This window comes from Rhodococcus sovatensis (genome assembly GCF_037327425.1).
Lineage (GTDB): Bacteria > Actinomycetota > Actinomycetes > Mycobacteriales > Mycobacteriaceae > Rhodococcoides > Rhodococcoides sovatense.
Genome location: NZ_CP147846.1, coordinates 4,088,581 through 4,111,456 on the forward strand (window position 1 = coordinate 4,088,581; position 22,876 = coordinate 4,111,456).

The window sequence follows — 22,876 nt, forward strand, 5'->3', positions numbered from 1 at the left end:
CTGGCTCACTGGTGGCCGTTCGGACCTTCCCAGCGCTGAGTGCGCGGACCTTCGTCACCCTCACGGTCCGATTCCTGTGTGTCGGGACGACGATCCGGGTCCGGCTGCCCACCGAGCGGCAGACCACCGAGAGGATCCCATTGCGATCCAGCAGGATCACGGTACTGCGGTGCGGGGTTCGGAGGCTGCTGATCACCACTGGGCGCCTCGCGGTCGCCGCTCGGATCGCGATACTCCGGCGGCTGGTACTGCGGCGGACGGTACTGCGGCGACTGGTACGTCGGCGGGGCTTGGTACGGCGCTACAGGGTCGGAGTAGCGGTTGCCGCCGTTCCTGCCTGCACTGTCCGAACCACCGGCGGATCCAGCGGGATCACGCGGCGGCCATCCTGGCGCTGACCATCCCGCTGGAGCACCGTAATCAGGACGTGAACTCTGCGGCCGTGGCTCGGGGTTCCGGTAGGAACCACCGCTGTAGTTGCCGCCCGAGTGCTGGCCGCCACCGTTCTGGCCCGTGCTGCCCTGCGTGCCACTGCCCTGCGTGCCACTGCCCTGACCGCCACTGCCCTGGCCCCCGCCGTAGGGCGCGCTTCCGTACGGTGTTCCGGTCGGCACCGGCCCGCCGGCATGAGAGCCACCATGGCTTGGAGCGCCATTACCCGGGCCCCCATTTGTGGGAACACCGTTTGTGGGGGCGCCGTGGCTGGGTGCACCGTTGCTGGGAGCGCCGTTGTATCCGCCCCCGTTGTGAGCGCCGTTCGGGGCACCGTTGGTGTAGCCGGGCTGCCGGCTACCGCCGTTGTAACTGTCCGGCGCGCCCTTCGACAGTTGCGGCGAACCGGCGTAGCTCGGCTGCGGGAACTGCTGCGGCGGAGCAACTTTCGGTGCGATCGACTGGGGAGGCCACGGCTCGCCGCGCTCGATTGCGAGTTCACCCGGAGTCTTGACCGGGGGCTTGTCAGAAGGAACTCGATCGCCGAAATCGTTGAATGCGGTGATTCGCGGACGCTTGCTGACGCCGGTGAAGATCTTCTCGAGGTCCTTGCGCGTCAGCGTCTCCCGCTCGAGGAGTTCGGTGGCAAGCGTATCCAGCACATCGCGGTACTCGTTGAGGATGGCCCACGCCTCGGTGTGCGCCGCCTCGATGAGTTTGCGCACCTCCTCGTCGATCTCGCGTGCGACCTCGTGCGAGAAATCGGACTGCACGCCCATCGAACGACCGAGGAAGGGGTCGCCCTGCTCCTGGCCGTAGCGAACCGCGCCGAGCTTGCTGCTCATGCCGTATTCGGTGACCATCGCACGCGCAATCTTGGTTGCCTGATCGATGTCCGAGGACGCGCCTGTGGTCGGCTCGTGGAAGACGAGTTCCTCTGCTGCACGTCCGCCCATTGCCATGACCAGTCGCGCGATCATCTCGGACCGAGTCATCAGACCCTTGTCGTCCTCGGGCACCGTCATGGCGTGGCCACCTGTGCGACCGCGAGCCAGGATAGTGACCTTGTAGACGGGCTCGATGTCCGGCATTGCCCAGGCAGCGAGCGTGTGCCCGCCTTCGTGGTACGCCGTGATCTTCTTCTCGTGCTCGCTGATGATGCGGCTCTTGCGGCGTGGTCCTCCCACGACGCGATCCACCGATTCCTCCAGAGCGGCCTCGGTGATGACGGTGCCGTTCTCGCGCGCAGTGAGGAGCGCCGCTTCGTTGATGACGTTGGCCAGGTCCGCTCCGGACATCCCGACGGTGCGCTTGGCCAAGCCCTCCAGGTCGGCGTCGTGCGCGACGGGCTTGCCTGCCGAGTGCACCGCAAGAATTGCGCGGCGGCCGGCAAGATCGGGTGCTCCGACGGGAATCTGGCGATCGAAGCGGCCGGGACGGAGAAGGGCGGGGTCGAGGATGTCGGGACGGTTGGTCGCGGCGATCAGGATGACGCCGGTTCGTTCACCGAAACCGTCCATCTCGACGAGAAGCTGGTTGAGCGTCTGCTCTCGCTCGTCGTGCCCACCGCCCATGCCCGCTCCACGCTGGCGACCGACGGCGTCGATCTCGTCGACGAAGATGATGCACGGACTGTTCTGCTTCGCCTGCTCGAACAGGTCGCGAACGCGGGAAGCGCCGACACCGACGAACATCTCGACGAAATCGGAACCCGAGATGGTGAAGAACGGGACACCCGCCTCGCCTGCGACAGCGCGCGCGAGGAGGGTCTTACCGGTTCCCGGAGGGCCGTAGAGCAGAACGCCGCGCGGGATCTTCGCGCCGAGCGCCTGATACCGGGCTGGATTCTGCAGGAAGTCCTTGATCTCGTACAGCTCTTCGACGGCCTCGTCGGCACCTGCGACGTCCTGGAACGTCGTCTTCGGCATATCTTTGCTCAGCTGTTTGGCCTTGGACTTCCCGAAGCCCATGACACCGCCGCGACCACCGCCCTGCATACGACTCATGACGAAGATGAAGACACCGAGCAGAAGGATCATCGGAAGGACGAACAGCAGGAGGGACGACACCCAGCTGTCCTGGCTCACGACGGTGTTGTAGCTTTCGAGTCCGTCGGAGCTGACCTTGTCGAAGATGGTCTCCGATGCGGAGTCCGGGTACTTGGCAAGGATCTGCGTCTCGTTGCCGGTCGCCTCGTTGCCGTTCTTCAGGTACAGACGGACCTGCTGCTCGCGGTCGTCGATCTGCGCTTTTTCGACGTTCTGCGAGTCGAGCTGCGCGATCGCCACCGAGGTGTCGACGCTCTTCCAGCCGCGAGTGTCGCTTCCGAAGTAGCTGATGGCAAAGATCACCAACAGGATGCCGAAAACGATGGCCAGGTTCCGTATAACTGTCTTCCGATTCATACAGCTTCAGCCGAGACGGCCTCGTCCTTTCCAGTCATCTCCGATGTGCGGATTACGGCCGCCCTCGGATGCCTCAGGCTACCGCGAGCGGCCACCATGTACCTGCAGTGCATGGACCTGACCTGAGTCAGAGCCACAGCGCAGCGGCCATGGACCTGCAGTGCTGCTGCATGCGTCACGCTTCTCCCCAGTCCAACGTCGGTCTCGCCTCACAGGTTCCCCAGCTACCTCGCAGCACGCCCCCTGCGGACCAGCGTTCATTGTGTCAAAGGCGACCCCTTCGGGTCACGTCGTAAGATTCGATTGCCCCGGCAACCTTCCCCGGTACTCGAATCTACGCTTCTACCAGGCAGAACGCCTCGTGCAGGTTTATGGTTGTGGGCGTGCAACCAGGCTCGGATCGGGTCACCTCCGACGTCGACGCCCCATCGGTTCGATCCGACGGGACGTCGACAGTGACCGCCGCGGCCACAAACGGCACCGACTCGCACGGCACCGACTCGCACGGCACCGATCACGATCCAGCCGATCGACTTCGCCTCGCGTGGAAGGCCGCGCGGGGCGGTGACCCACTCACCCCGCCGATTCTGTCGAACTTCCTTCCCGACTCCGCCGATGTCCGACGGCGTCTGCTCGAACAGCTGATTTCGGTCGATCTGCAGGAACGATGGCTACGGGCCAGCGTTCCGAAACGGCTGAGACAGTACTGCGACGAGTTCGAGGACCTCGCTCCCGCGTCGCTTCCTGCCTGGCTGATCTACGAGGAGTTCTGCATTCGGCGCCAGGCCGGCGACTCTGTATCCCCGCAGCTCTACGCCGCCGAGTATCCGGCGCAGTCGGTCGACCTAGCGGAAATGCTGAACACCATGCTCGGTGAGGCGACCGAGCAAAGGACGCCCGCGCTGGAGGCAACCGTCATCGGTGAGTCGCGGGTCAGCGTCAGCGCTGCCACAGTCGCTGGGCCTGCAACCGCGGACATGACCGGCACGTCCACCGGAGCCCTCGCGTGGACGCGGCCGGGCTCGAGCGACGAACTCGAAGACCTCGACGTGGGCGATCGCGTCGACGATTTCGACCTCTTGATGGGCCTCGGCCGCGGAGCGTTCGCACGAGTCTTCCTGTCTCGACAACGGTCGATGCAACGGATCGTCGCGGTGAAGATATCGGAGGATCGCGGCAGCGAACCGCAGACGCTCGCGCAACTCGACCACGACTACATCGTCCGGGTATTCGACCAGCGGGTCCTGCCCGACAAAGGCCTCCGACTTCTCTACATGCAGTACGTGCCGGGCGGGACCCTGCTCGATCTGCTCCAGCGTGTGCGTGCCTGCCCGGCCGACCAACGTAGCGGCACCCTTCTTCTCGACACCGTCGACGCCGCACTCGACGCTCGAGGCAGCCTTCGCCCCACGGATTCCACTGTCCGCGAATCGCTCTCCACTTTGTCGTGGCCCGAGACTGTTGCGTGGCTCGGGCGCCGCCTTGCGGAGGCTTTGCACTACGCGGGTGAGCGGGGCGTTCTGCATCGCGACATCAAACCGGCGAACGTACTGCTCACCGCGGAGGGCGTGCCCAAGCTCGCAGATTTCAACATCAGCTTTTCCGATCAGGTCGACGGTGACAGCCCGGTTGCGTATTTCGGAGGCTCACTGTCCTACATGTCCCCCGAGCAGCTCGAGGCGTGCCATCCTGGTCATCCTGGCCGGGCGGAGGACCTCGACACGCGCAGTGATCTGTATTCACTCGCCGTCGTGCTCTGGGAACTCTTGACCGGGGTCAAGCCGTTCGACGATTCGAATTCGAACGTCGAGGACGGCGACCGAACCGTCATCGACGGGTTGCTCGACACCCGTCGAACAGGCATCACCGACTCCGCGATCGCAACACTTCCGGCGCACTGCCCGTCGACGTTGCGCAGAGTTCTCGCCGAGTGTCTGTCGCCCAGTATCGGGGACCGCTGGTCGACCGGCCAGGAGTTGGCGCAACAGTTCGATCTGTGCCTCGACCAACACGCACGCAATCTCGTCGATCCGCCGCCATCCAGCGCCCGATTTCGATTGCGGCCGTTCACTGTTCCGGTGATGACTGCCGCGATCGGAATCCCCAATGCTGTCGCAGCCATCTACAACTACCAGCACAACAAGGCGCTGATCATCGGTGACCTGCCGGCCGTCGCACAGGATCGGTTCGAGACCGTGACGGCAGTCATCAACGGACTCTTCTGGCCGATAGGCCTCGTACTGATCGTCTACTTCTTTCGACGGGTGCTGTCCGTTCCACGAGCGTTGCGCTCCGGCCGGACAGTGCCGGAGAAGCGACTTGCCGAGGCCCGTGCCGACACCCTGTTGGCTGCGGATCGGATCGTAGCCGTATGCCTCGGGCTGTGGGTGTGCGCGGGAATTGCATTCCCACTCTCGCTGCAGATCGCGGCAGGGTCCGTGCCTGCGCAGGCGTACGTGCACTTCATTGCGTCACTCGTGGTGTGCGGTGCAATGGCGACGGCGTACCCGTTCTTCCTGGTCTCACTGTTCACCATCCGGTGCCTGTATCCGTCGTTCTTGCCCTTCGGGCGAGCCGGGAGCGCCGACGAGGCCCTCCTCCGCGCGCTCGGACGCCGCAGCATCGGCTATCTGACGGTCACCGCCGCGATCCCACTTGTCGCAGTGGCCGGTCTGACTTTCGTTCCCGCAGAGAATATTCCGGACATCATCGGAGTAGTGCGGGTCGTGTGCGTCGGTGGTATCGCAGCCTTCGTGGCTTCTTACGCGATCTTCCGCTTGATCGAACGTGACCGCGACGCGCTGCGCCGTGTGGTCTCGAGAAACTAGCCGCCGTACACGCGGGGTTCGAGGGTTCCGATGTACGGGAGGTCGCGGTACCGCTCGTTGTAATCGAGACCGTATCCGACGACGAATTCGTTGGGGATGTCGAAACCGACGTTGGCGACCTCGACGTCGACCTTGATCGCGTCCGGCTTTCGCAGCAGCGTCACGACCGACAGCGATGCAGGATTGCGCGTCGCCAGGTTGCGCTTGAGCCACGACAGCGTCAGTCCGGAATCGATGATGTCCTCGACGATGAGGACATTGCGTCCGTTGATGTCGCGATCGAGGTCCTTGAGGATGCGGACGACACCGGACGACGACGTCGAAGATCCGTAGGAACTGACCGCCATGAACTCGAGCTGCGTCGGAATGGGTAGCGCGCGAGCGAAGTCGGTCATGAACATGATGGCACCTTTGAGAACACCGACCAGCAGCAGATCACCTTCGGGCGCATCGACCGGGTACCGCTTGGCGATCTCTTCCGCGAGCTCGATGGTGCGGGCTTTGATCTGTTCCTCGGAGATGAGAATGGATTCGATGTCGCCCTCGTACACGGCGGTCCCTTCGTAGGTTCTCGTTGGTTCACGGATTCTCTGTGGACCCCGTAGGCAGGCTCCACTCCAGCTCCGCTGCAAGCCTGCCACGTCGACGCCCCACCACCAACCTGGCACCTGTGGGCGCACCGCTCACGGCGACGCCGCCCTGACCGCGCCAATCGCCGATGAGATCGTCGACGAGTCTCAATTGCCTGTCCGACAGACCTTTTGCGCCACGAACCAGCAGCCAGGCGCGGAGCGTGCGGCGCCGAAGTGCGGGTGCGACGCCCGTGAGCGCCGTCACGGTCAGTTCGTCGCCGACAGTCGCAGAGTCGAGGAGTTCCACCGCCAAGGCGTCGAGGACCTGCGAATCCTCGCGTACCTGCGCTGCAGTTCGTCCGAGCGCCTGTGCGACGCCGCCGCCGAGCACGTCCTCGAGCAGCGGCAACACCTCGTGCCGCAGCCGCACCCTGGAGAACGCCGCGTCGGAGTTGTGCGGATCCTCGAACGGAACCACCCCCAGTTCGACGCAGGCCTGCCTCGTCACCGACCGGCGGACATCGAGCAATGGCCGTCCCCATGGCTCGTCCCAGGGCGACATCCCGGCGATCGAACGGGGACCAGATCCTCGTGACAATCCGAGGAGCACCGTTTCAGCCTGGTCGTCGAGCGTGTGCGCGATGAGAACCGCACGATCTCCCCGCGCTTGATCCAACGCGTCGTAGCGCGCCCGTCGCGCAGCGGCTTCCATCCCGCCTGCGGTGCCGACGGATACCGTCAACACGGTCGCGTCGGCGCAGCCGAATGCGGTGGCCTGCTGGGCAGCCCTCGTCGCTACGTCTGCCGAACCTGTCTGCAACCCGTGATCGACGACGAGTGCGACAACCTGAGGCGCTTCGGCGACCACCGCGGCGGTCAACGCCAACGAATCCGCACCACCCGACAGCGCGACGGCAACCGGGCCCGGCCGCTTCTCCATCCAGGCACGAACCGCGTGCCGAATCGCGAGAATTGCAGGTTCTTCCGGCAGCATCAGCCCAGTACGCGCGCGATCCACCGGTCAGGATTCTCGATCTCGTCGAGCAACGGCAGCGTGCTCTCGTCGGTCCAGATCGTGTTGAATCGCTCCATACCGACCGTCGTGACCACCTGATCGACGAACGCTTTCCCTCGCACGTACTGCGCCATTTTCGCGTCCATGCCGAGCAGCGCACGAACCACTCGCTGCAACGGATTCTGCTTGCGTCGACGACGAGCGTCGAATGCACTTCTGATCTGCGCAACCGACGGAACGACCGCCGGGCCGACCGCATCCATGACGTGATCGGCGTGACCTTCCAACAACGTACCGAGCACAAGCAGCCGGTCGATGGCCTCGCGCGCCGCCACAGGTTGGGTAGCCCGCAACAGTCCGACGATGCCCGCGTCCTCGGCTCTGTCGGATTCTCTCCGATTCTTCAACGCGTTCGTCAGCCTCGAGGCGAACTCGCTCATCGGCTCGTCCACCCCATCCGACAGCACGGCGACCGAGCTCCGCATGTATTCGCCGAGCCACGGCGCCGACGAGAACTGGACCCGGTGGGTCACCTCGTGCAGGCACACCCACAATCGGAAGTCACTCGGTGGAACTCGAAGCGCACGTTCGACGGCGATGATGTTCGGCGCGACGAGCAGAAGCGTTCCATGCTCACCGGTGAACGGGTCGTACTGTCCCAGAATCGCGCTCGACAGGAACGCAAGCATCGCGCCCGCCTGGAGACCTGCAGGCTTACCAGCAAGCAGGCCGGAAGGTTCGACATCGGACTCGCCGGTCAAGTGCTTCATGGAGGCTGCTGCCGCCTCGATCCACCCGGCACGACCCACGATCTGCGCCTCCGGCACCGGCAAGCCGTCGGCGAGCCCAGTCGTGTCACGGACCGGGCCTTCTGCACGAATCGACGCAGCGGCGAGTTCGGCGAACACCGCATCCGATGTGTAGCGGGACGTCGACGGTTCCTTCGGCGCCAACTTTGCCCCGGTCTTCGACGCCAACGCCCAATCGACGGAGACGCCGAGCCCATTCGAATCCTTGTCGGACAACGCAGCCTCCTCGTGGGGAACTGCCGCGTCCGTGCGCGAAGTCTTCGTGTCTTTGCTGAACATCACAGGCAGCCACACATTCTGAGCGTCGACGCCACCGCATCCAGCGCCGGCCGCGAGACTTCCGGCGGCACGTCGTTGGACATCAGAGCGAACGTGAGTGCCCTGCCATCGACATCGACGACGTACCCGGCGAGAGCGCTTGCTGCTGACAGTGTGCCAGTCTTGGCGCGCACCCATCCGGCGCCGACTCGGTCGTTGCTTGCGTACCGGTCCGTCAACGTGCCTGTCGACCCAGCGACGGGCAGGTAGTCGAGCATCGGTCGCAGCTCCGGCTTCTCCGGACCCGCAGCCGAGGTCAGGATCTGATCGAGGATTCTGGCGGGGATCAGATCATCGACCGAAAGCCCGCTCAGGTCGTGCAGCTTCATCCCGGTCAGGTCGTAGCCCGCGGCGAACAAGGTCTGCCCGACGGAATCCACCGCTCCCGCGAACGACGCTGCAGTGTTGGTCTCGATTGCTATCTCGCGACCGACCGCCTCGGCCAGGACATTGTCGGACCGTCCCATCATCTGTCCGAGACGGTCGCGCAACGGAGCGGATTGCACGCTGGCGACCTGGTCGGCACCGGCCGGTGCCGTTCCGGTGGATACCCGAGCCGGGTCGATGCCGAGGCCACGGGCGAGCGCCCTGCCTGCGTCGAGTGCGGGCTCGGCACTTCGCGCCGACTCGTCCTCCAAGGGCACCGATCTGCCACCGTCGATCATTATCGGCTCGATCGGGGTGATGTAGCCGGCCGCGACGTCCGGTGTGAACCAGCCCTGCGCCATCGTCGGGCCGTCGTAGATCGAGGTGTCGACGACGATTCGGTCGACCGGAGTCCCCGACCGCACGATCTGTTCGACCATGTCGTCGATTCGCGCCGCACCCGGGTAGAACCCAGGGCTTCCCGTCGGCTGCGCCGTGATCGTGGGATCGCCGGCCGCAACGATGACGATTTCGCCGTCGCTCTGGCCCTTGACGACCCGCGTTGTCACTCGGTGTTCCGGCGACAGAGCCAGCATTGCAGCGGCAGCGGTGAGTACCTTGGCCGTCGACGCAGGAGTCATCGGTGTGTCACTGCCCTGGGACCACAGGACTCGGCCGGTCCCGGCGTCGGCGACGACGCCGGTGAACGACCCGAGCCCGGGGGCAGCGACGACCGGAGCCAACGCCTGGGCGATGCCCGCCTCGGTGGGTGCGGGCGCAGAATCCGATATCGGGGCGATGGCCGGTGCGAGCATCACCGGGTCCGGCTCGGGCGCCGTCGGAGCAGCCGTGTCGTTGCCGGACGAGCCTGGGACTATCGCGGCCACCGCCGTGCCCCCCGCAGCGAGAACGACGACGGCACCCAGAACGAGCAAGATTCGTGTCCGACGTCGCTTGCGCCCGGCGGTCGGGCCGAGAAATCGCTTGGTCAACCCCGCCACCCGTTCCTCCATCGCACTCTTCATCTGCCCAGCGGCAGTTACCTCAACAGTATCCTCGGGTCCGGTACGCTTGCGCCGCCACCATCGTGCGTCATACGAGACGCCAAGCGAGTAGAAGAAGAGCGAGGGCTGCACGTGCCGTTCGACGTCACCATCGAAATCCCCAAGGGCCAGCGCAACAAGTACGAGGTCGACCACAAAACCGGTCGTGTGCGCCTGGACCGCTACCTGTACACGGCGATGGGCTACCCGGCCGACTACGGCTTCATCGAAGGCACGCTCGGCGAAGATGGCGACCCGTTGGACGCATTCGTCTTGCTCCCCGAGTCGGTGTTCCCCGGCGTCCTGATCGAGGCCCGCCCGGTCGCCATGTTCAAGATGGTCGACGAGGCCGGCGGCGACGACAAGGTGCTGTGTGTACCTGCGGGCGACAAGCGCTGGGACCACGTTCAAGACCTCGGTGATGTCTCGACCTTCGAACTCGACGCCATCAAGCACTTCTTCGTCCACTACAAGGACTTGGAGCCGAACAAGCACGTCACGGCTGCGGATTGGGTGGGTCGGGCCGAGGCAGAAGCCGAAATCGCTGCGTCGTTCAAGCGATTGGCGGACAATCCGGAGCACTGAGAAGAGCAAACACACTTCTCGGGGGCACAACGAACAAATACCGTTAGACGAGCGAAGTAACCAGGTGGGGAGCACTATGACCGACAGCAATACGACGGGTGAGCGGCGTAACTCGGAGTCACGAGCCATATCCGACCCGGCACAGTTTCCCGACTTGCCCGTCACCGTTGTCTTGGATCGAATCCCGGTTCCGATCCTCGCTGTCGACCCCACCGGTGGCATCGTGTTCGCGAACGAGGCGTTCGACGAACTCTTCGGAACGGACCGCTCGGAGCGTTCGGACTTCCACCTGCACGACATCTTCCCGGATCAGGCTCCCGAGGGTGTCAACGTCGCCGACATGTTCCTGACGACGGTGGCCACGCGCGCCGACTCGCTGTGGCGCATGACGGACAAGACCGGCGATGTCGTGCAGGTCCGCGCAAGCAAGTCGATCCTGCGGCGGGCCGAGGACAATTTGGTGCTGGTCGCTCTGGAAGACTTCACGGACCAGCTCTGGAACGACCCCAAGAGCGCACTGCGCTGAACCCGGCGGCGATCGGTCGGCGCGCTCAGGCTCCGAATACCTTCGCCTGGTCGCCGCCGGCCCGCTTGGCCTCGTACATCGCGTTGTCCGCTTTCAGCAACACAGCGTGCACCATCTCCGAGCCATCCGATGGGGTTCGAGCTTTCCACTTGTCCACCGAGATCATTGCCGCCCCCACGCTGCCGGTTATCGATATCTCGTCCGTCGACTCGCTCAGCGACCCGGAGATGGAGTCGGCAAGCGTGAGCACATCCGACGGTTCCATCAAGACCGCAATCGTGAACTCCTCGCCACCTGTGCGTGCCACGCAAGAACCCTCGGGCACCGCATTCGCCAGCCGATATGCGGTGGATCGAAGAACTGCGTCGCCAGCAGCGTGTCCACACGTGTCGTTGACGAATTTGAATCGATCGAGATCGACGACGAACACTGTGACGCTCTCACCAGGTTTCGCCTCGAGCAACATCCTTTCGATTCGGATCTCGAAGCCGCGACGGTTCAGCAGGCCGGTGAGCGAGTCGGTGATCGCGAGTTCCAGCTGCGCCTTGATCACGGCGCGAAACACCAGAACGGAATTGGCGACGACCAGGACAACCAAGGCCTGAGCCACTATCGACAGCGAGGAATGAGTCCCCTCGAATGCCGCCGCGACCGCGAACGCAACGATGACGACGCTGACGAACCCCGAATGTGCGCGTAGAACCGACTTACTGGAGAAGTAGGCAATGTAGATTCCGATGACCGCGAACAGTCCGGTCGCGTGCAGTGCGAGTCCACGCTGGGCGAACGTGAGCAGAACCGTCGCGACACCGACGTCGGCATAGAACACGAACCATCCCGGCATTCGGACCACATCTCGGCCGTGCACCCACCACCAGAGTCCGACCGGGATGGTGGACAGCAACACGACAACGCACACCGCCCGAGCAGCCGCGGTGGACGGGCCCTCGCCGGAGAACAAGACCACTGTGCCGATCACCGCGAACACGGGTACCAGCACCGCGATCCCGCGACCGACCTTGCGTTCGAGCTGCGCCGCCGGATTGGTTGCCGTTCGCCCACGCAGAGTGCGCGGAATCCACCGACCGGTGATTCCCACCACTCCTCCCTACCCGATTCGCAGCATTACCCGCAGATACGCGAATCGTCCGATTCGTTTCTTAGTTGCCGCCCGGCTTCACGCGTTCGTAGTCGGTCAGAAAACGGTCCATGAGTTCGACCAACGACACCCGATCCTCGTACGACCAGTCCTCGAGGACGAGTGCGAGATGCGCTGTGCGCTTGCGATGGAGTCGAAAAGCAACATTACGTCCGGATTCGGTCGCTGCCAAAACGTAAGCGCGACCATCTTTTTCGTCGCGAACGCGTTCGACGTGCCCGTGATCCACCAGCTGCGCTACCTGCCTGCTCACAGTCGACGGGTCGGAGTTCACCAGGGCGGCCAACTCACTCGATCTCATCGGTCCGTCGCGTACCAGTCGGAACAGACAAACGAATGCGGCACCTTCGACGCCTCCGGATTCGGCGGACAATTGAGCAAGCTTGCGGTCGCGAATTCGCTGCAACCGCACGAGTTGGGTACCGAGCTCCTCGGCTGTGTCGATGTCGGGCTCCCCACCCATGTCAGCTGCCACTGAAGTCGGCCGGACGTTTCTCGAAGACCGAGGTGATGGCCTCCGTCAGATCGTTCGAGGCGAGGAATGCGGCATTCCACGCCGCGACGTACCGCAAGCTGTCGTCGACCGCCGCGGACCTCGAATGATCGAGCACGGTCTTGATGCCGTGAACGACGAGCGGAGGGTTCGCGGCTATTTCCGCCGCCGTCGCGCGGGCGCCGACGAGCAGCGCGTCGTAATCGTCGAAGACGTCGTTGACCAGGCCGATCTTCTCCGCGCGGGCAGCGTCGATGTCCTTGCCCGTCAAGGCGAGTTCCCGCAGGTGGCCGTCACCGATGATGGCAGGAAGCCGGGCAAGTGAGCCCATGTCTGCCACGATGGCAACCTTGACCTCGCGCACGCTGAACTTCGCGTCGGCACTCGCGTACCGAATGTCCGCTGCAGAGATGAGGTCGAGACCCCCGCCGATGCACCAGCCGTGCACGGCCGCAACAACGGGCTTGCGACAGTCCGCGACCGCGTTCGTCGCCAACTGCATGCGCTTGATCATGTCGTGGAACACCGTGCGCGGTCCAGCCAGCGCTTTGTCCGCCATCAGCGGTGCGAACTCGCCACCCATCGCAGCCAGATCCAAGCCGTAGGTGAAGTGCTTTCCGGAACCCGTGAGCAGCACTGCTCTGACATCCGGATCGACATCGAGCTGAGCGAACAATTGCGGGCACTCGCTCCAGAAGTCAGGGCCCATGGCATTGCCCTTGCCGGGCCCGAGCAGCGTCACCGTTGCGATCTTGTCGGAAATCTCGACCGAGAATGCGTTCCAGTTGCGTTCCGTCATGTCGCCGAGCCTACTTAATGGCGTCGTTCCAACGGACCACAGATGCCCATGCTGTGTTACGCCGCGTTACACCTGGGCTAAGACCCTGCTCAGACCTGGAGTTCGCGCCTCGAGCGGCCCATTATTTGAATCATGATGATGCACCAAGGACTTGGGCTGGAGACGTTCAACGACCTGCCTCGTCGCAAGGCGGTGCACGCACTCTACGAATGCTGCTGTTCGCACACGTGGGCGTCGCGAGTCGCCGACGCTCGTCCATACCGATCCCACGCGGAACTGTTCGCACGAGCGGACGCCGAGCTCGGAGAGCTGTCCGACGCCGATATCGATCACCTCGCCTCGACGCACCGACCCGTCGGACGGACGTGCGCGGGGATGGACCCAGCGACGCAAAGCGTCTTCATCGACGCCTGCCGGATGTACATCGAGCGGTTCGGCTACGGATACATCGTGTGCTCGGCAGCCCTCCCCGGTGGTGGCGACGAGCCCCGGGAAGTCCTCATCGACGTCGGCCATCGGCTCGACAACAGTCACGAAACCGAGCGCAAGGTGATGCGCGACGAACTCGCGAAGGTCAATCGAACGCGCATCGAACGCGTCCTCGGCCCGGAAGAGGGTTGGCCGCCATACTGAGTTGCCCATGCGCACTCGAAGTACCCGATCGAAGTACGGTCGAGGTGTGCACGCTCGCCGCAAATTTCCGACCGCCAAGCTGCCAGCGGCAGCTCGAGCACGGTACGCGAAACGGCGGAAACGACGGCTCGACCGTGTCGACAATGACCTCACCGACTCGCAGTGGGCCGATCTTGTCGCCGCCTGGGGAGGGTGCGCCTACTGTCAGGCGACAAGCACAGCGCTACAGCGTGACTGCATCACTCCAGTGTCTCGTGGCGGCCGCTACACATTCGAGAACGTGGTTCCTGCGTGCCCGTCCTGCAACGCGAGCAAACACAACAGCGAAGTCACTGGGTGGCTCCGGCGCAAGAAACTCGATGAGCGCACGTTCCTGCTGCGTCACGCGACAATTCTCCTCGCAGCACGCTAGGTGCCCTAGACGCGAAATTTCTCTACGAATCGCTTCTGCCAGGGTGTCTCCACAGCACGGCGCGAATAGTGTTGTCGGACATAGCTCACTGCTTCGTCGTTGGGAAGCCCGTCAGCGACAACGAGGCAGGCCAATGCGGTCCCAGTTCGCCCGTAGCCCCCGCCGCACGCGATCTCGACACGCTCACCTTCGCAGCGACGCAGCACGTCACGAAGCACGTTGCCGAAGGCGCTCCGGTCGGATGGCAGCCAGAAGTCCGGCCAACGAATCCAGCGGCTTTCCCACTCGAACGCCGCGGGTTCTTTCCCCTGGAGATACACACCGAAATCAGGTGTTGGGCCGAGCGGGGTCGGCGCACGCAACCCACGTCCGCGGACGACGGGACCAGAGGGCAGTCGCAGGATTCCCGGCGCGCCCAGGTCCCATGACCGAGTAACCACTCCACCCTCCGTTCATTGCTTTACGGGTGCGTCGCGATGCGGCAGCGGTGAGGTGATGCCTGTGGCGACGGAGACCATAAAGGTAGCCCGATCCGTCCACAGAACTAGCCCAGGTCCTCCAGCCGTCAGAACAGACCGACCATCCTTCCGATCAGTCCGAGGACGATGACCACCACGACCAGGCCGATCAAGCCGAGGAACACTATTGGTAGCGCAAGTCCTCGCTGCGGCGGTTCGTGCTGCGGTCCGCCAACGCTCGTCTCTGCAGGCGGGGTGTCCCCGGGCGTGACTCCGCCACCGGCTTCGAGGCCGGCAGTGTCATCGGGTTCGGGATTCTGGGCAGTCATGAGATCTCGGGTACCCGGTGGCGACTTGCTCAATCGAGTCCTCGGTCACCGGGTTGCGGGTACCACCGATCTCCGTGATGTCGACACTGAATTTCGACGCCGGAAAGGTGTCGGTGGGGTCCGATATCCTCGAACGTATGTTCGAGAAAGGGAATGCGGCGGGTATCTCCACCAGCCACAACACCGCGATAAATCCGTCGGTGGATGCGGCGGTCAGTGATGCCTGTGTAGCCGGGTTGTCGGTGTTCGCTGCCCGCTGCCGGTCGAGGGAGAACCGTTCCCGCGCACAGATGGTGGAAACAGTGTGCGAGATCGCCGAAATCCGGTTCGCCGACGCCGACACCAGCGACGGGGATCCGTTGACGGTGATGCGGTCGGTGGTCTGCGAAGTAGCGGCAGCACTCGGGGTCTCCCAACGCGTCGCGCGTCCACTCGTCGATGTCGGATTGACCCTGAACAGGCTGCCTCTGACCGCGCTACGGATGGTGTGCGGGGTCCTCGACTGGGCACGAGTGACCGCGATCGCATCGGTACTCGGCAGAGCCTGCGATGACACCATCGACGCCCTCGAATTCGAGGCCCTCGCGCTCGCCGAGACGGTCGGTCCGCGGATCCTGCGGCTGATGCTGTGGCAGATGTGGATGGACTACGACCCACAAGAAGCCTCCAGGGTCCGATCGGCATCGGTGAGAGGGCAACGCGGACTGTCGATGACCCAGGAAGGAGACGGATCCTCACAGCTGAAAGTCACCATGACCGACGTCGAAGGCGCCGAAGCGGAAGCGTTGATCGAAGAACTGGTCGGATCGGTCTGCGCTCAGGACCCGCGGTCGGCGCGGGAACTACGCGTCGATGCACTGCTGGCGTTGCTGCACGGCGAGCACGCTCTGCAGTGCCGCTGCGATCGCGGTGAGCAGTGTCCGCAGTTCGGGGTCGCTGATCTCCCCGACGGCCGCCGCGGACATCTGATCCAGATCCTGATCGAAGTCGAAACCCTGCTCGGGTTGAGCCAGACTCCCGCAGTCCTCGCCGACGGAACACCACTGGATCCGGAGTTGGCGCGGATGCTCGCCGACGACGGAAAATGGCAAGCCCTACTGGTCGAGCTGACCCAATCCGAAGCCTTCCAGAACGCCCGCCGAACACAGTCCACCCAGGACACCGACACCGACAGCGACGAGCCAGACGACAACGATGAACCGGACAACGGTGAACCGAACGGCGAAGATCCGAACGACGGCGGTTCCGACGGTGGCCGCGACGTAGGTGGCGGTGCGAATGTCGATGCTTCCCGAAAGACGAACTCCGCGAACAACACCACCACAGCACCGCCACCCGAACCCGCCCCTGACGCAACGGACGAACCAAACACTGCGGGCCAAACAAGCACTACAACCGGGCCGACCACCCGCGGCGCCCGAGTATGGCGACTACTCTTCCGCGGCCGCATCAGACCCGCCGCCACCGTCCCGGCGCACCGACCCACCACCACCAAACAACACCACCGCGGCCACCGCACCGGCAGAGCCGCCGGCACCGGCAGGACCCCCGGAGGGCACTACGCACGCACACAACTGATCACCGCACTCCTGACCGCGATCACCGACAACCCCGCCCTCGCCGCCGGCCTGCACCCCGACGGACACGGCGGCCACACCAGCCCACCCCCAGGAGCACTGACCTACCGACCCAGCTCCGGACTCACCGCCCGCATCCGCATGACCTACAGCACCTGCACCCACCCCGGCTGCGACATCCCCTCCACCCGCTGCCAACTCGACCACATCGTCCCCTACAACCACACCAACCCCCGACACGGCGGCTGGAGCATCGAAGAAAACCTCCACCCCGTCTGCACCGGACACCACCAACTCAAAACCACCAAAACCTTCACCGCCGCCATGCTCACCAGCGGCGCGATCCTCTGGACCAGCCCCGCCGGCCTCCGCACGATCACCCTCCCCAACCTCGGCTGCCCCACACCACCCCGCACCCGAAAACGAGCCCGAAAAAACACCACACCCGACACAACCACCCCCGACCTCACCACCGCCACCTGGTGGGAAACCAACATGCCCCCACACACCACCCCACCCACCCGCACCGACCTCAACACCGCCCACACCGACACCGCCCGCACCCGAATCCGCATACTCCGCCGACACTTCCGACAACACAAACACATCCACAAACTCCGCATACAACACGAAAAACGCAACGAACCCCCACCCTTCTGACCGACCGCCAGAAAGGAACCGGCACGACTCCGGGTGCTGCCGGATGTCAGTGCTGCGCGCGCGCGATCGCGCCGGCGAACAGTTCGGTGATCGCATCGCCGATCGCTTGTTGATCGATCTCCTCGGGATCGACGGAGTGTTCGACGGCCAGGCCCGAGATCAACGCGAGCAGCGATGTGGCTACCCTGCGGGCATCGAGAGTGTCAGCTACGCCCCACGCCGCGGCCCGTTCGGCGATCAGTCGCTCGAGTTCGTCGCGCAGGCGACGACGCTCACGCCGGTATCCCTCGGCAAGCTCTGCGGTTCGACCGGCCTGGATACCGAACTCGGTGACGAGCAGTGGCCACCGCGGCTCGTCGACGACCCAGTCTGCGATAGCGTCACCGCCCCTACCTGCGGCGTCGCCGGGGCCGAGACCGGACACAGTGTCGATCACCCGCGCTGCAAGATCCATCGACCGCTTGGACAGCAGCTCGGCGAACAGCGCCTGCTTGGAATCGAAATTCGAGTAGACCGCACCCTTGGTGAAGCCCGCCCTCCGGGCGATGTCCTGCAATTTTGCTGCCGCGTAACCGTTCTCGGTGAACTCGTCGGCAGCCGCCTCCAGGAGCCGTTCTCGAACGTTCTCCCGGCCCGGCCGCTGTGTCGATGCCCACGTTGCTTGACCCTCAGTCGTCACGATACCTAGAGTATTCAATACCCGAGGTATTGAACAGTCGGAGAATCACACAGCTCGCGAAGGAGTACACATGCGCAAGGTCGTCTGGATTGCGATCGGGGTTCTGATACTCCAGCTCGGTTTCATCGCCAGCTACGTGGCGGCCTTCCACCAGCCTTCACCGCACGAGATCCCCATCGCCGTGGTCGCAGAACAGGGACTACCCGCCGGGCTGGATACCGACACCGTCGCCAAGCTCAACGCCATCGAGGGCACTCCCCTGTCCGCTCGAACCGCGTCCAGTACCGCGCAAGCCCGTGACCTCATCCGCAACCGCGACGTCCTCGGCGCCTACATCGTCAGTCCGGCCGGCACCGACACACTCATCACCGCCAGCGCTGCGGGCAGCTCGATATCCGCTGCACTGGAGTCGGTCTTCACGGAGATCGAACAGACTCAGAACCGCCAATTCGTCGTTCGCGACGACATTCCTGTCGGTATTCACGACAACCGTGGCCTGTCCGGCTTCTACCTGGCCGTCGGATGGGTCGTCGGCGGATACTTGCTGGCCGCCGCAATCGGCCTGCTCGTCGGAGCACCGAAATCTCGTCGAGATGCAGCAGCCCAACTCGGGATCTTCGCCGGCTACTCGGTCCTGTCGGGGGCGCTGGGAGCATTCATCGTCACCCACCTGCTCGGCACGTTCGCCGGTCACTGGTTCCCGTTGTGGTTGCTCGGGACTGCGGTCGTGTTCGCGACATCGGTCTTCACACTCGGCCTGCGCGCAGCGATCGGAGTCGCGGCGGTTCCGATCGCGATCATCGTGTTCGTCATCCTCGGAAACCCCAGTGCAGGTGGAGCATTCGGCCCGAATGTACTCCCCGAGTTCTACGCAGCCGTCGGGCGCTGGATCACCCCCGGCATCGGAACGGAAGGAGTACGCAGCATCGTGTACTTCTCCGGAACCGGCCTGGGCCAACCTGCACTGGCACTCGCCCTGTATTCCGTCGTCGGTATCGGACTGCTGTTCGCCTTCTCCAAGTCCCGGGTGGCGTCACCAGAGATCGAGAAGCCCGAGCCGCTCCCCGTATCCTGACCCCTATGACAGCAACCTTCCCCCTCCCCTTGCCCGATCTCGCCGTCCGCACCCTCGGCGGCGCAGTCGTGTGGGCGAACGACGAAACGTTCGCGGAGAAGGAGAACTTGGTCAAGCCGGGCAAAGCCGATTACCAGACCGCTACGTTCGGCCACAAAGGCCAGATCTACGACGGTTGGGAGACGCGCAGGCGTCGGGAAGCGGGTTACGACGAGGCCATCGTCCGCCTCGGGGCTCCCGGCGTCGTGGACGCTGTCATCGTCGACACTGCGTGGTTCACCGGCAACTATCCACCGGAGATTTCCATCGAAGCCGCCTCGGTCGAGGGCTTCCCATCCGCGCAGGAGCTGCACGAAGAGACCGAGTGGCAGACCATCGTCGCAAAGAGCCCGGTCGAAGGTGACACCGAGAACCGTTTCAAGGTTGCATCCGACGAACGCTGGACCCACGTGAAGCTGTCGATCTACCCCGACGGCGGCGTTGCACGGTTGCGCGTTCTCGGCCGTGGCCGTCCGGATCCGCAGTTCATCGCGGCGGGGCCGTTCGACCTCGCGGCGCTCGAGAACGGCGGGTATGTCTCGGCCTGCTCGAACATGTTCTACAGCTCCCCGAACAACCTGCTGTTTCCCGGCCCTCCGCGGTCGATGGGCGAAGGCTGGGAGACCTCACGCAGGCGCAACGACGCCAACGACTGGGTGCAGGTCAACTTGGCCGGAACGGGCAAGATCAACCTCGCCGAGCTGGACACTTCATGCTTCCTCGGAAACGCACCGGGTGCAGCGTCGCTGAAGGGCAGGCTCGGCGACGGCGAGTGGATCGAACTCCTTCCTCGTACTCGACTGCAGCCCGACACCCGTCACCGGTTCCTCCTCGACCGCACCGAGCCGGTGTCCGAGGTCCGCATGGACATCTTTCCCGACGGCGGCATGGCCAGACTCAGACTGTTCGGAGACTTGACGGCCTGACTGCGAACTCGCCGCCGTAGCAATACTCTTGGAAGATGCCACGGCTTCTTCACCCGAACGCAGCACACGTCGCCGACATCTTGATCTCACGCGGACATCACGGGGTCGTCGTCACATCACCCGAGCCGACGCCGACCGCCGCCGCCGCCGCCGAGTCGCACGGTGTCAGCGTCGGCGCGATCGTGAAGTCACTGGTCTTTCTGCTCGACGACGATCCGGTGCTGCTGCTCGTCTCGGGAGCGCACCAGGTGAACCTGGACGCAACAGGCAAGCGACTCGACGGCACCCTGACGCGGGCTCCGCTGGAATTGGTCAAGCACTCCACCGGCCAGCCGATCGGAGGCATCGCACCGGTCGGTCACCCGACCAATCTGCCGACGTTCGTCGACGAGACCCTGTCCGGCTATCCCGAGTTGTGGGCCGCAGCCGGACATCCCAACACTGTGTTCAGGACGACGTACTCCGAACTACTCCGGATCACCGCAGGGCTTGCGGTGGACGTCACCTGATCCGGCGTCAGGAAGCCAGAACTCTGCTGGGCAGGCGCGATCCGGTAGCCGACACAACAGCGTCGTCCGAGAACGTGACGCCGCGGTCTTCGAGCCACGGAACGACGCCACCCACGACCCGCTCGAGGTTCCGCTGCTCAGGTCCGATCGGTATCAACGTCACACCGTCGGCCACATCGGCGGCTTTCACGTCGGCGATAAGCCCTGCCAATCCCGACGGCGTACCGACGTACCGAATCGAATCAGGCCGCTCAGGCGCCTTCAGCGCCTCGAACTCCCGACGCGCGGTTCGTGCGTCGTCGGCGATGTGAATCTCGATGTCGAGGAAGACCGCGACGCTGTCGGCGTCCTTGCCTACCTCGACGACCTCGGCACGGGCGCGAGAACGGGCTTGCTGTCCTTCACGGAGATCCGAGGCGCGGACGCGTGTGAACGTCGCGGTCGGTCGAGCATCGGTGATTTCGGTCCAGGTTCCGGATGCCGTGAGAGCAACTCGGACAGCTGAGGTGTTCGACATGAAGTGTTGTCCTGTCGTGCGAGCGAGGTGAGCGAGGTCTGCGGGCTACGCCGACGGCCTACACGACCCCGATGCCGTCCGGCACAGATCGACGTATCGATCACGCCAGAGGCGGCTCTGCGACAAGACAATTGCTGTCATGAAGCGATGCTAGCTGTTTGGCCGGTGCACGGGGTTCCCACACCTGCGGCGCCATCTGCGAGAGCTGGAAATGGACGCGGGTCGGGAACCGGATTCCACCACCCGTTTTCCTCCTCGTACGTCCACGATGGTCCCTGTGCGACTAGCTCGCCGACGGCGTCGATCAGACGGTCGACATCGGCGCCTGAACTGCCGAGGCCCAGGCTGGCCCGTACGGCACCATCTGGATGTCCCAGTCGAGCCAACAGCGGATGCGCGCAGAATTTCCCGTCGCGAACGCCGATTCCATGCTCGGCGGAGAGATACGCCGCGACTTCACCGGGGCCATAACCGTCGACCGAAAATGTGACAATGCCCACACTTTCGGGAGCATCGTTCCACACCGTCAACAGCTGGACTCCGCCGATGGAGCTCAGCCCGTCGCGCAATCGGTCGGACAGCACCCGCTCGTGGTCCGCCGAGCCGCCAGCCTCATGCTGTGCGAGCGCCTCACACGCGGCCGCCAGTGCCACGACACCGAGAACATTCGGCGTGCCGGCCTCGTGCCGCGCGGGAACCGGCGCCCACTCGGTGCGGTCGAGGCCGACCGATCGCACCGCGCCCCCGCCGGCCAGATAGGGCTCGGCAGCGTCCAGCCAATCGCGACGGCCGACGAGGACGCCTGCCCCGTGCGGTGCGTACAGCTTGTGGCCGGAGAACGCGAGATAGTCGACACCGAGATCACCGATGTCGATGCGCCGATGCGGAACGAGCTGGGCGCCGTCGACGAGGATGCGCGCACCGTACCGGTGCGCAAGCGCGGCAAGTTCAGCTATCGGCAACACCTCGCCGGTCACGTTCGATGCACCGGTGATTGCCAGCAGCGCAGCAGGTTTCGTAGACAGTTCTACTTCCAGCCGGACAAGCGTCTCGGCAATGGACTCGGCCGCAACGACGACCCGACGATCGTTCCACGGCAACAGGTTCGCGTGATGCTCGATATCGAGCACCACGGTGTCCCCTGGAACGCATCCGGCCAGGAGATTGAGCGAATCGGTGGTATTCCTGGTGAAAATCACGACGGAATCACTTTGTGCACCAACGAAATCCGATACCGTCACCCGCGCCTTCTCGTAGGCTGCAGTGCACACCCGCGACGTATATCCCGCGCCACGGTGCACGCTCGAATAGAACGGTAGGAGTTCGGCGATGCGTTCGGTCACCGCAGCGAGCGCGGGTGCACTGGCCGCGTAGTCGAAATTGACGTAAGTGCAGGAACTTCCGTCGACGAGTGGCACCGACAGATCAGCTCCGCTGACGGAAGCGAACGAGGCACACGAGTGGTCGAGAACAGCAGTCATGACAAATAACCCTTGTCGATCAAGGGACCCTGGGGAGATCACACGGAAATAGCCAGTCACGTGTAGAGACCGATCACATGTGAATACCGTCGAGTCCGCGCTTGCTGCACCGGTTTTCCGATGCCAGCCTGGTCGTCACCCGGAGCACCCCACCGCGGAGGAGGGTTGCCGACCAGCAAGCCGGGGCTTGATGCTGGTACTCATGACCTGGACACGAGGATGGCAAACACA

Annotated in this window: 22 protein-coding genes and 1 riboswitch; of the genes, 9 read left to right on the forward strand and 13 right to left on the reverse strand. The window is 64.3% G+C overall.

Annotated features, from left to right (window positions below; all coding sequences use genetic code 11):
* Window positions 1-5 precede the first annotated feature (5 nt).
* Entirely contained in the window at window positions 6-2,837 is a 2,832-nt protein-coding gene (gene ftsH, locus WDS16_RS19045) for an ATP-dependent zinc metalloprotease FtsH (protein ID WP_338886809.1), read from the reverse strand.
* Window positions 2,838-3,220: 383 nt separating this feature from the next.
* Between ftsH and WDS16_RS19050 the strand changes: the two genes are divergently transcribed.
* On the forward strand, window positions 3,221-5,665 hold the full coding sequence (locus WDS16_RS19050) for a serine/threonine-protein kinase (protein WP_338886811.1): 2,445 nt from the start codon (window positions 3,221-3,223) through the stop codon (window positions 5,663-5,665).
* Here WDS16_RS19050 and hpt read toward each other — a convergent pair.
* From hpt to dacB, 4 genes are read right to left on the reverse strand one after another with little or no spacing between them, the layout of a single operon-like run.
* The gene (gene hpt / locus WDS16_RS19055) at window positions 5,662-6,216 is read right to left on the reverse strand and encodes a hypoxanthine phosphoribosyltransferase (RefSeq protein WP_338886813.1); all 555 of its coding nucleotides are present in this window, start codon (window positions 6,214-6,216) and stop codon (window positions 5,662-5,664) included. The genes WDS16_RS19050 and hpt overlap by 4 nt on opposite strands.
* Window positions 6,217-6,244: 28 nt before the next feature.
* Window positions 6,245-7,231: a tRNA lysidine(34) synthetase TilS gene (gene tilS / locus WDS16_RS19060; protein ID WP_338893536.1), complete on the reverse strand. Its 987-nt coding sequence runs from the start codon at window positions 7,229-7,231 to the stop codon at window positions 6,245-6,247.
* The gene (locus WDS16_RS19065; protein WP_338886815.1) at window positions 7,231-8,340 is read right to left on the reverse strand and encodes a zinc-dependent metalloprotease; all 1,110 of its coding nucleotides are present in this window, start codon (window positions 8,338-8,340) and stop codon (window positions 7,231-7,233) included. The genes tilS and WDS16_RS19065 overlap by 1 nt, the downstream gene beginning before the upstream one ends.
* Window positions 8,340-9,770, reverse strand: coding sequence for a D-alanyl-D-alanine carboxypeptidase/D-alanyl-D-alanine endopeptidase (gene dacB / locus WDS16_RS19070; protein WP_338886817.1), 1,431 nt, complete (start codon window positions 9,768-9,770; stop codon window positions 8,340-8,342). Before dacB ends, WDS16_RS19065 begins: the two co-directional genes overlap by 1 nt.
* Window positions 9,771-9,881: 111 nt before the next feature.
* Here dacB and WDS16_RS19075 point away from each other — a divergent pair, with 111 nt between their 5' ends.
* Window positions 9,882-10,373, forward strand: a complete 492-nt coding sequence (locus WDS16_RS19075; protein WP_068376732.1) for an inorganic diphosphatase — start codon at window positions 9,882-9,884, stop codon at window positions 10,371-10,373.
* A 76-nt stretch (window positions 10,374-10,449) separates the two neighbouring features.
* Window positions 10,450-10,899, forward strand: coding sequence for a PAS domain-containing protein (locus tag WDS16_RS19080; protein WP_068376730.1), 450 nt, complete (start codon window positions 10,450-10,452; stop codon window positions 10,897-10,899).
* Between the two features lie 25 nt (window positions 10,900-10,924).
* On the opposite strand, the gene WDS16_RS19085 is transcribed toward WDS16_RS19080, so the two are convergent.
* The 3 genes from WDS16_RS19085 to WDS16_RS19095 all read right to left on the reverse strand — a co-directional run bounded on the left by WDS16_RS19085 (window position 10,925) and on the right by WDS16_RS19095 (window position 13,350).
* Window positions 10,925-11,998 (reverse strand): GGDEF domain-containing protein, encoded by a 1,074-nt coding sequence (locus WDS16_RS19085; protein WP_338886820.1) that lies wholly within the window; start codon window positions 11,996-11,998, stop codon window positions 10,925-10,927.
* A 61-nt stretch (window positions 11,999-12,059) separates the two neighbouring features.
* A complete protein-coding gene (locus tag WDS16_RS19090) occupies window positions 12,060-12,521 on the reverse strand; it encodes a MarR family winged helix-turn-helix transcriptional regulator (protein WP_338886822.1) in 462 nt (153 codons plus the stop codon).
* A gap of 1 nt (window position 12,522) precedes the next feature.
* Window positions 12,523-13,350 carry a crotonase/enoyl-CoA hydratase family protein gene (locus WDS16_RS19095; RefSeq protein ID WP_338886824.1) on the reverse strand — a complete coding sequence of 276 codons (828 nt, stop codon included), beginning with the start codon at window positions 13,348-13,350 and terminating at the stop codon, window positions 12,523-12,525.
* Window positions 13,351-13,482: 132 nt separating this feature from the next.
* On the opposite strand from WDS16_RS19095, the gene WDS16_RS19100 reads away from it, so the two are divergent.
* Both WDS16_RS19100 and WDS16_RS19105 read left to right on the forward strand, forming a co-directional pair.
* Window positions 13,483-13,983, forward strand: a complete 501-nt coding sequence (locus WDS16_RS19100; protein WP_338886826.1) for a 2-oxo-4-hydroxy-4-carboxy-5-ureidoimidazoline decarboxylase — start codon at window positions 13,483-13,485, stop codon at window positions 13,981-13,983.
* 79 nt (window positions 13,984-14,062) lie between these two features.
* On the forward strand, window positions 14,063-14,395 hold the full coding sequence (locus tag WDS16_RS19105) for an HNH endonuclease signature motif containing protein (protein ID WP_338893537.1): 333 nt from the start codon (window positions 14,063-14,065) through the stop codon (window positions 14,393-14,395).
* Between the two features lie 5 nt (window positions 14,396-14,400).
* Here the strand turns inward: WDS16_RS19105 and WDS16_RS19110 are convergent, their stop codons facing one another.
* Window positions 14,401-14,835, reverse strand: coding sequence for a protein-tyrosine phosphatase family protein (locus tag WDS16_RS19110; protein WP_338886828.1), 435 nt, complete (start codon window positions 14,833-14,835; stop codon window positions 14,401-14,403).
* Window positions 14,836-14,960: 125 nt separating this feature from the next.
* Entirely contained in the window at window positions 14,961-15,182 is a 222-nt protein-coding gene (locus tag WDS16_RS19115) for a DUF6480 family protein (protein WP_338886830.1), read from the reverse strand.
* Between the two features lie 77 nt (window positions 15,183-15,259).
* On the opposite strand from WDS16_RS19115, the gene WDS16_RS19120 reads away from it, so the two are divergent.
* A complete protein-coding gene (locus tag WDS16_RS19120; protein ID WP_338886832.1) occupies window positions 15,260-17,419 on the forward strand; it encodes a DUF222 domain-containing protein in 2,160 nt (719 codons plus the stop codon).
* 46 nt (window positions 17,420-17,465) lie between these two features.
* On the opposite strand, the gene WDS16_RS19125 is transcribed toward WDS16_RS19120, so the two are convergent.
* A complete protein-coding gene (locus tag WDS16_RS19125) occupies window positions 17,466-18,098 on the reverse strand; it encodes a helix-turn-helix domain-containing protein (protein WP_338886834.1) in 633 nt (210 codons plus the stop codon).
* Between the two features lie 70 nt (window positions 18,099-18,168).
* On the opposite strand from WDS16_RS19125, the gene WDS16_RS19130 reads away from it, so the two are divergent.
* Genes WDS16_RS19130 through WDS16_RS19140 form a run of 3 tightly spaced genes read left to right on the forward strand, consistent with a single transcriptional unit; the run spans window position 18,169 to window position 20,647 of the window.
* Window positions 18,169-19,173, forward strand: a complete 1,005-nt coding sequence (locus tag WDS16_RS19130; protein ID WP_338886836.1) for a hypothetical protein — start codon at window positions 18,169-18,171, stop codon at window positions 19,171-19,173.
* Between the two features lie 5 nt (window positions 19,174-19,178).
* Window positions 19,179-20,138, forward strand: a complete 960-nt coding sequence (alc, locus tag WDS16_RS19135) for an allantoicase (RefSeq protein ID WP_338886838.1) — start codon at window positions 19,179-19,181, stop codon at window positions 20,136-20,138.
* A gap of 35 nt (window positions 20,139-20,173) precedes the next feature.
* Window positions 20,174-20,647, forward strand: coding sequence for a YbaK/EbsC family protein (locus WDS16_RS19140; protein ID WP_338886839.1), 474 nt, complete (start codon window positions 20,174-20,176; stop codon window positions 20,645-20,647).
* 7 nt (window positions 20,648-20,654) lie between these two features.
* Here the strand turns inward: WDS16_RS19140 and WDS16_RS19145 are convergent, their stop codons facing one another.
* Both WDS16_RS19145 and WDS16_RS19150 read right to left on the reverse strand, forming a co-directional pair.
* Complete coding sequence (locus WDS16_RS19145; RefSeq protein WP_338886840.1) at window positions 20,655-21,164, reverse strand: hypothetical protein; 510 nt, start codon at window positions 21,162-21,164, stop codon at window positions 20,655-20,657.
* 137 nt (window positions 21,165-21,301) lie between these two features.
* Window positions 21,302-22,645: an aminotransferase class V-fold PLP-dependent enzyme gene (locus tag WDS16_RS19150; protein WP_338886841.1), complete on the reverse strand. Its 1,344-nt coding sequence runs from the start codon at window positions 22,643-22,645 to the stop codon at window positions 21,302-21,304.
* A gap of 92 nt (window positions 22,646-22,737) precedes the next feature.
* Window positions 22,738-22,853: riboswitch (SAM riboswitch) on the reverse strand.
* Between the last annotated feature and the right edge of the window lie 23 nt (window positions 22,854-22,876).

Excerpts from the sequence above, each read along its gene's own strand:
- WDS16_RS19120 (WP_338886832.1), top strand. The coding sequence starts at position 15,260 with ATGTCGACACTGAATTTCGACGCCGGAAAGGTGTCGGTGGGGTCCGAT.
- WDS16_RS19145 (WP_338886840.1), bottom strand. The coding sequence starts at position 21,164 with ATGTCGAACACCTCAGCTGTCCGAGTTGCTCTCACGGCATCCGGAACC.
- WDS16_RS19140 (WP_338886839.1), top strand. The coding sequence starts at position 20,174 with ATGCCACGGCTTCTTCACCCGAACGCAGCACACGTCGCCGACATCTTG.
- WDS16_RS19080 (WP_068376730.1), top strand. The coding sequence starts at position 10,450 with ATGACCGACAGCAATACGACGGGTGAGCGGCGTAACTCGGAGTCACGA.
- WDS16_RS19115 (WP_338886830.1), bottom strand. The coding sequence starts at position 15,182 with ATGACTGCCCAGAATCCCGAACCCGATGACACTGCCGGCCTCGAAGCC.
- WDS16_RS19130 (WP_338886836.1), top strand. The coding sequence starts at position 18,169 with ATGCGCAAGGTCGTCTGGATTGCGATCGGGGTTCTGATACTCCAGCTC.
- tilS (WP_338893536.1), bottom strand. The coding sequence starts at position 7,231 with ATGCTGCCGGAAGAACCTGCAATTCTCGCGATTCGGCACGCGGTTCGT.
- WDS16_RS19100 (WP_338886826.1), top strand. The coding sequence starts at position 13,483 with ATGATGATGCACCAAGGACTTGGGCTGGAGACGTTCAACGACCTGCCT.
- dacB (WP_338886817.1), bottom strand. The coding sequence starts at position 9,770 with ATGAAGAGTGCGATGGAGGAACGGGTGGCGGGGTTGACCAAGCGATTT.
- WDS16_RS19065 (WP_338886815.1), bottom strand. The coding sequence starts at position 8,340 with ATGTTCAGCAAAGACACGAAGACTTCGCGCACGGACGCGGCAGTTCCC.
- alc (WP_338886838.1), top strand. The coding sequence starts at position 19,179 with ATGACAGCAACCTTCCCCCTCCCCTTGCCCGATCTCGCCGTCCGCACC.
- ftsH (WP_338886809.1), bottom strand. The coding sequence starts at position 2,837 with ATGAATCGGAAGACAGTTATACGGAACCTGGCCATCGTTTTCGGCATC.
- WDS16_RS19090 (WP_338886822.1), bottom strand. The coding sequence starts at position 12,521 with ATGGGTGGGGAGCCCGACATCGACACAGCCGAGGAGCTCGGTACCCAA.
- WDS16_RS19150 (WP_338886841.1), bottom strand. The coding sequence starts at position 22,645 with ATGACTGCTGTTCTCGACCACTCGTGTGCCTCGTTCGCTTCCGTCAGC.
- WDS16_RS19095 (WP_338886824.1), bottom strand. The coding sequence starts at position 13,350 with ATGACGGAACGCAACTGGAACGCATTCTCGGTCGAGATTTCCGACAAG.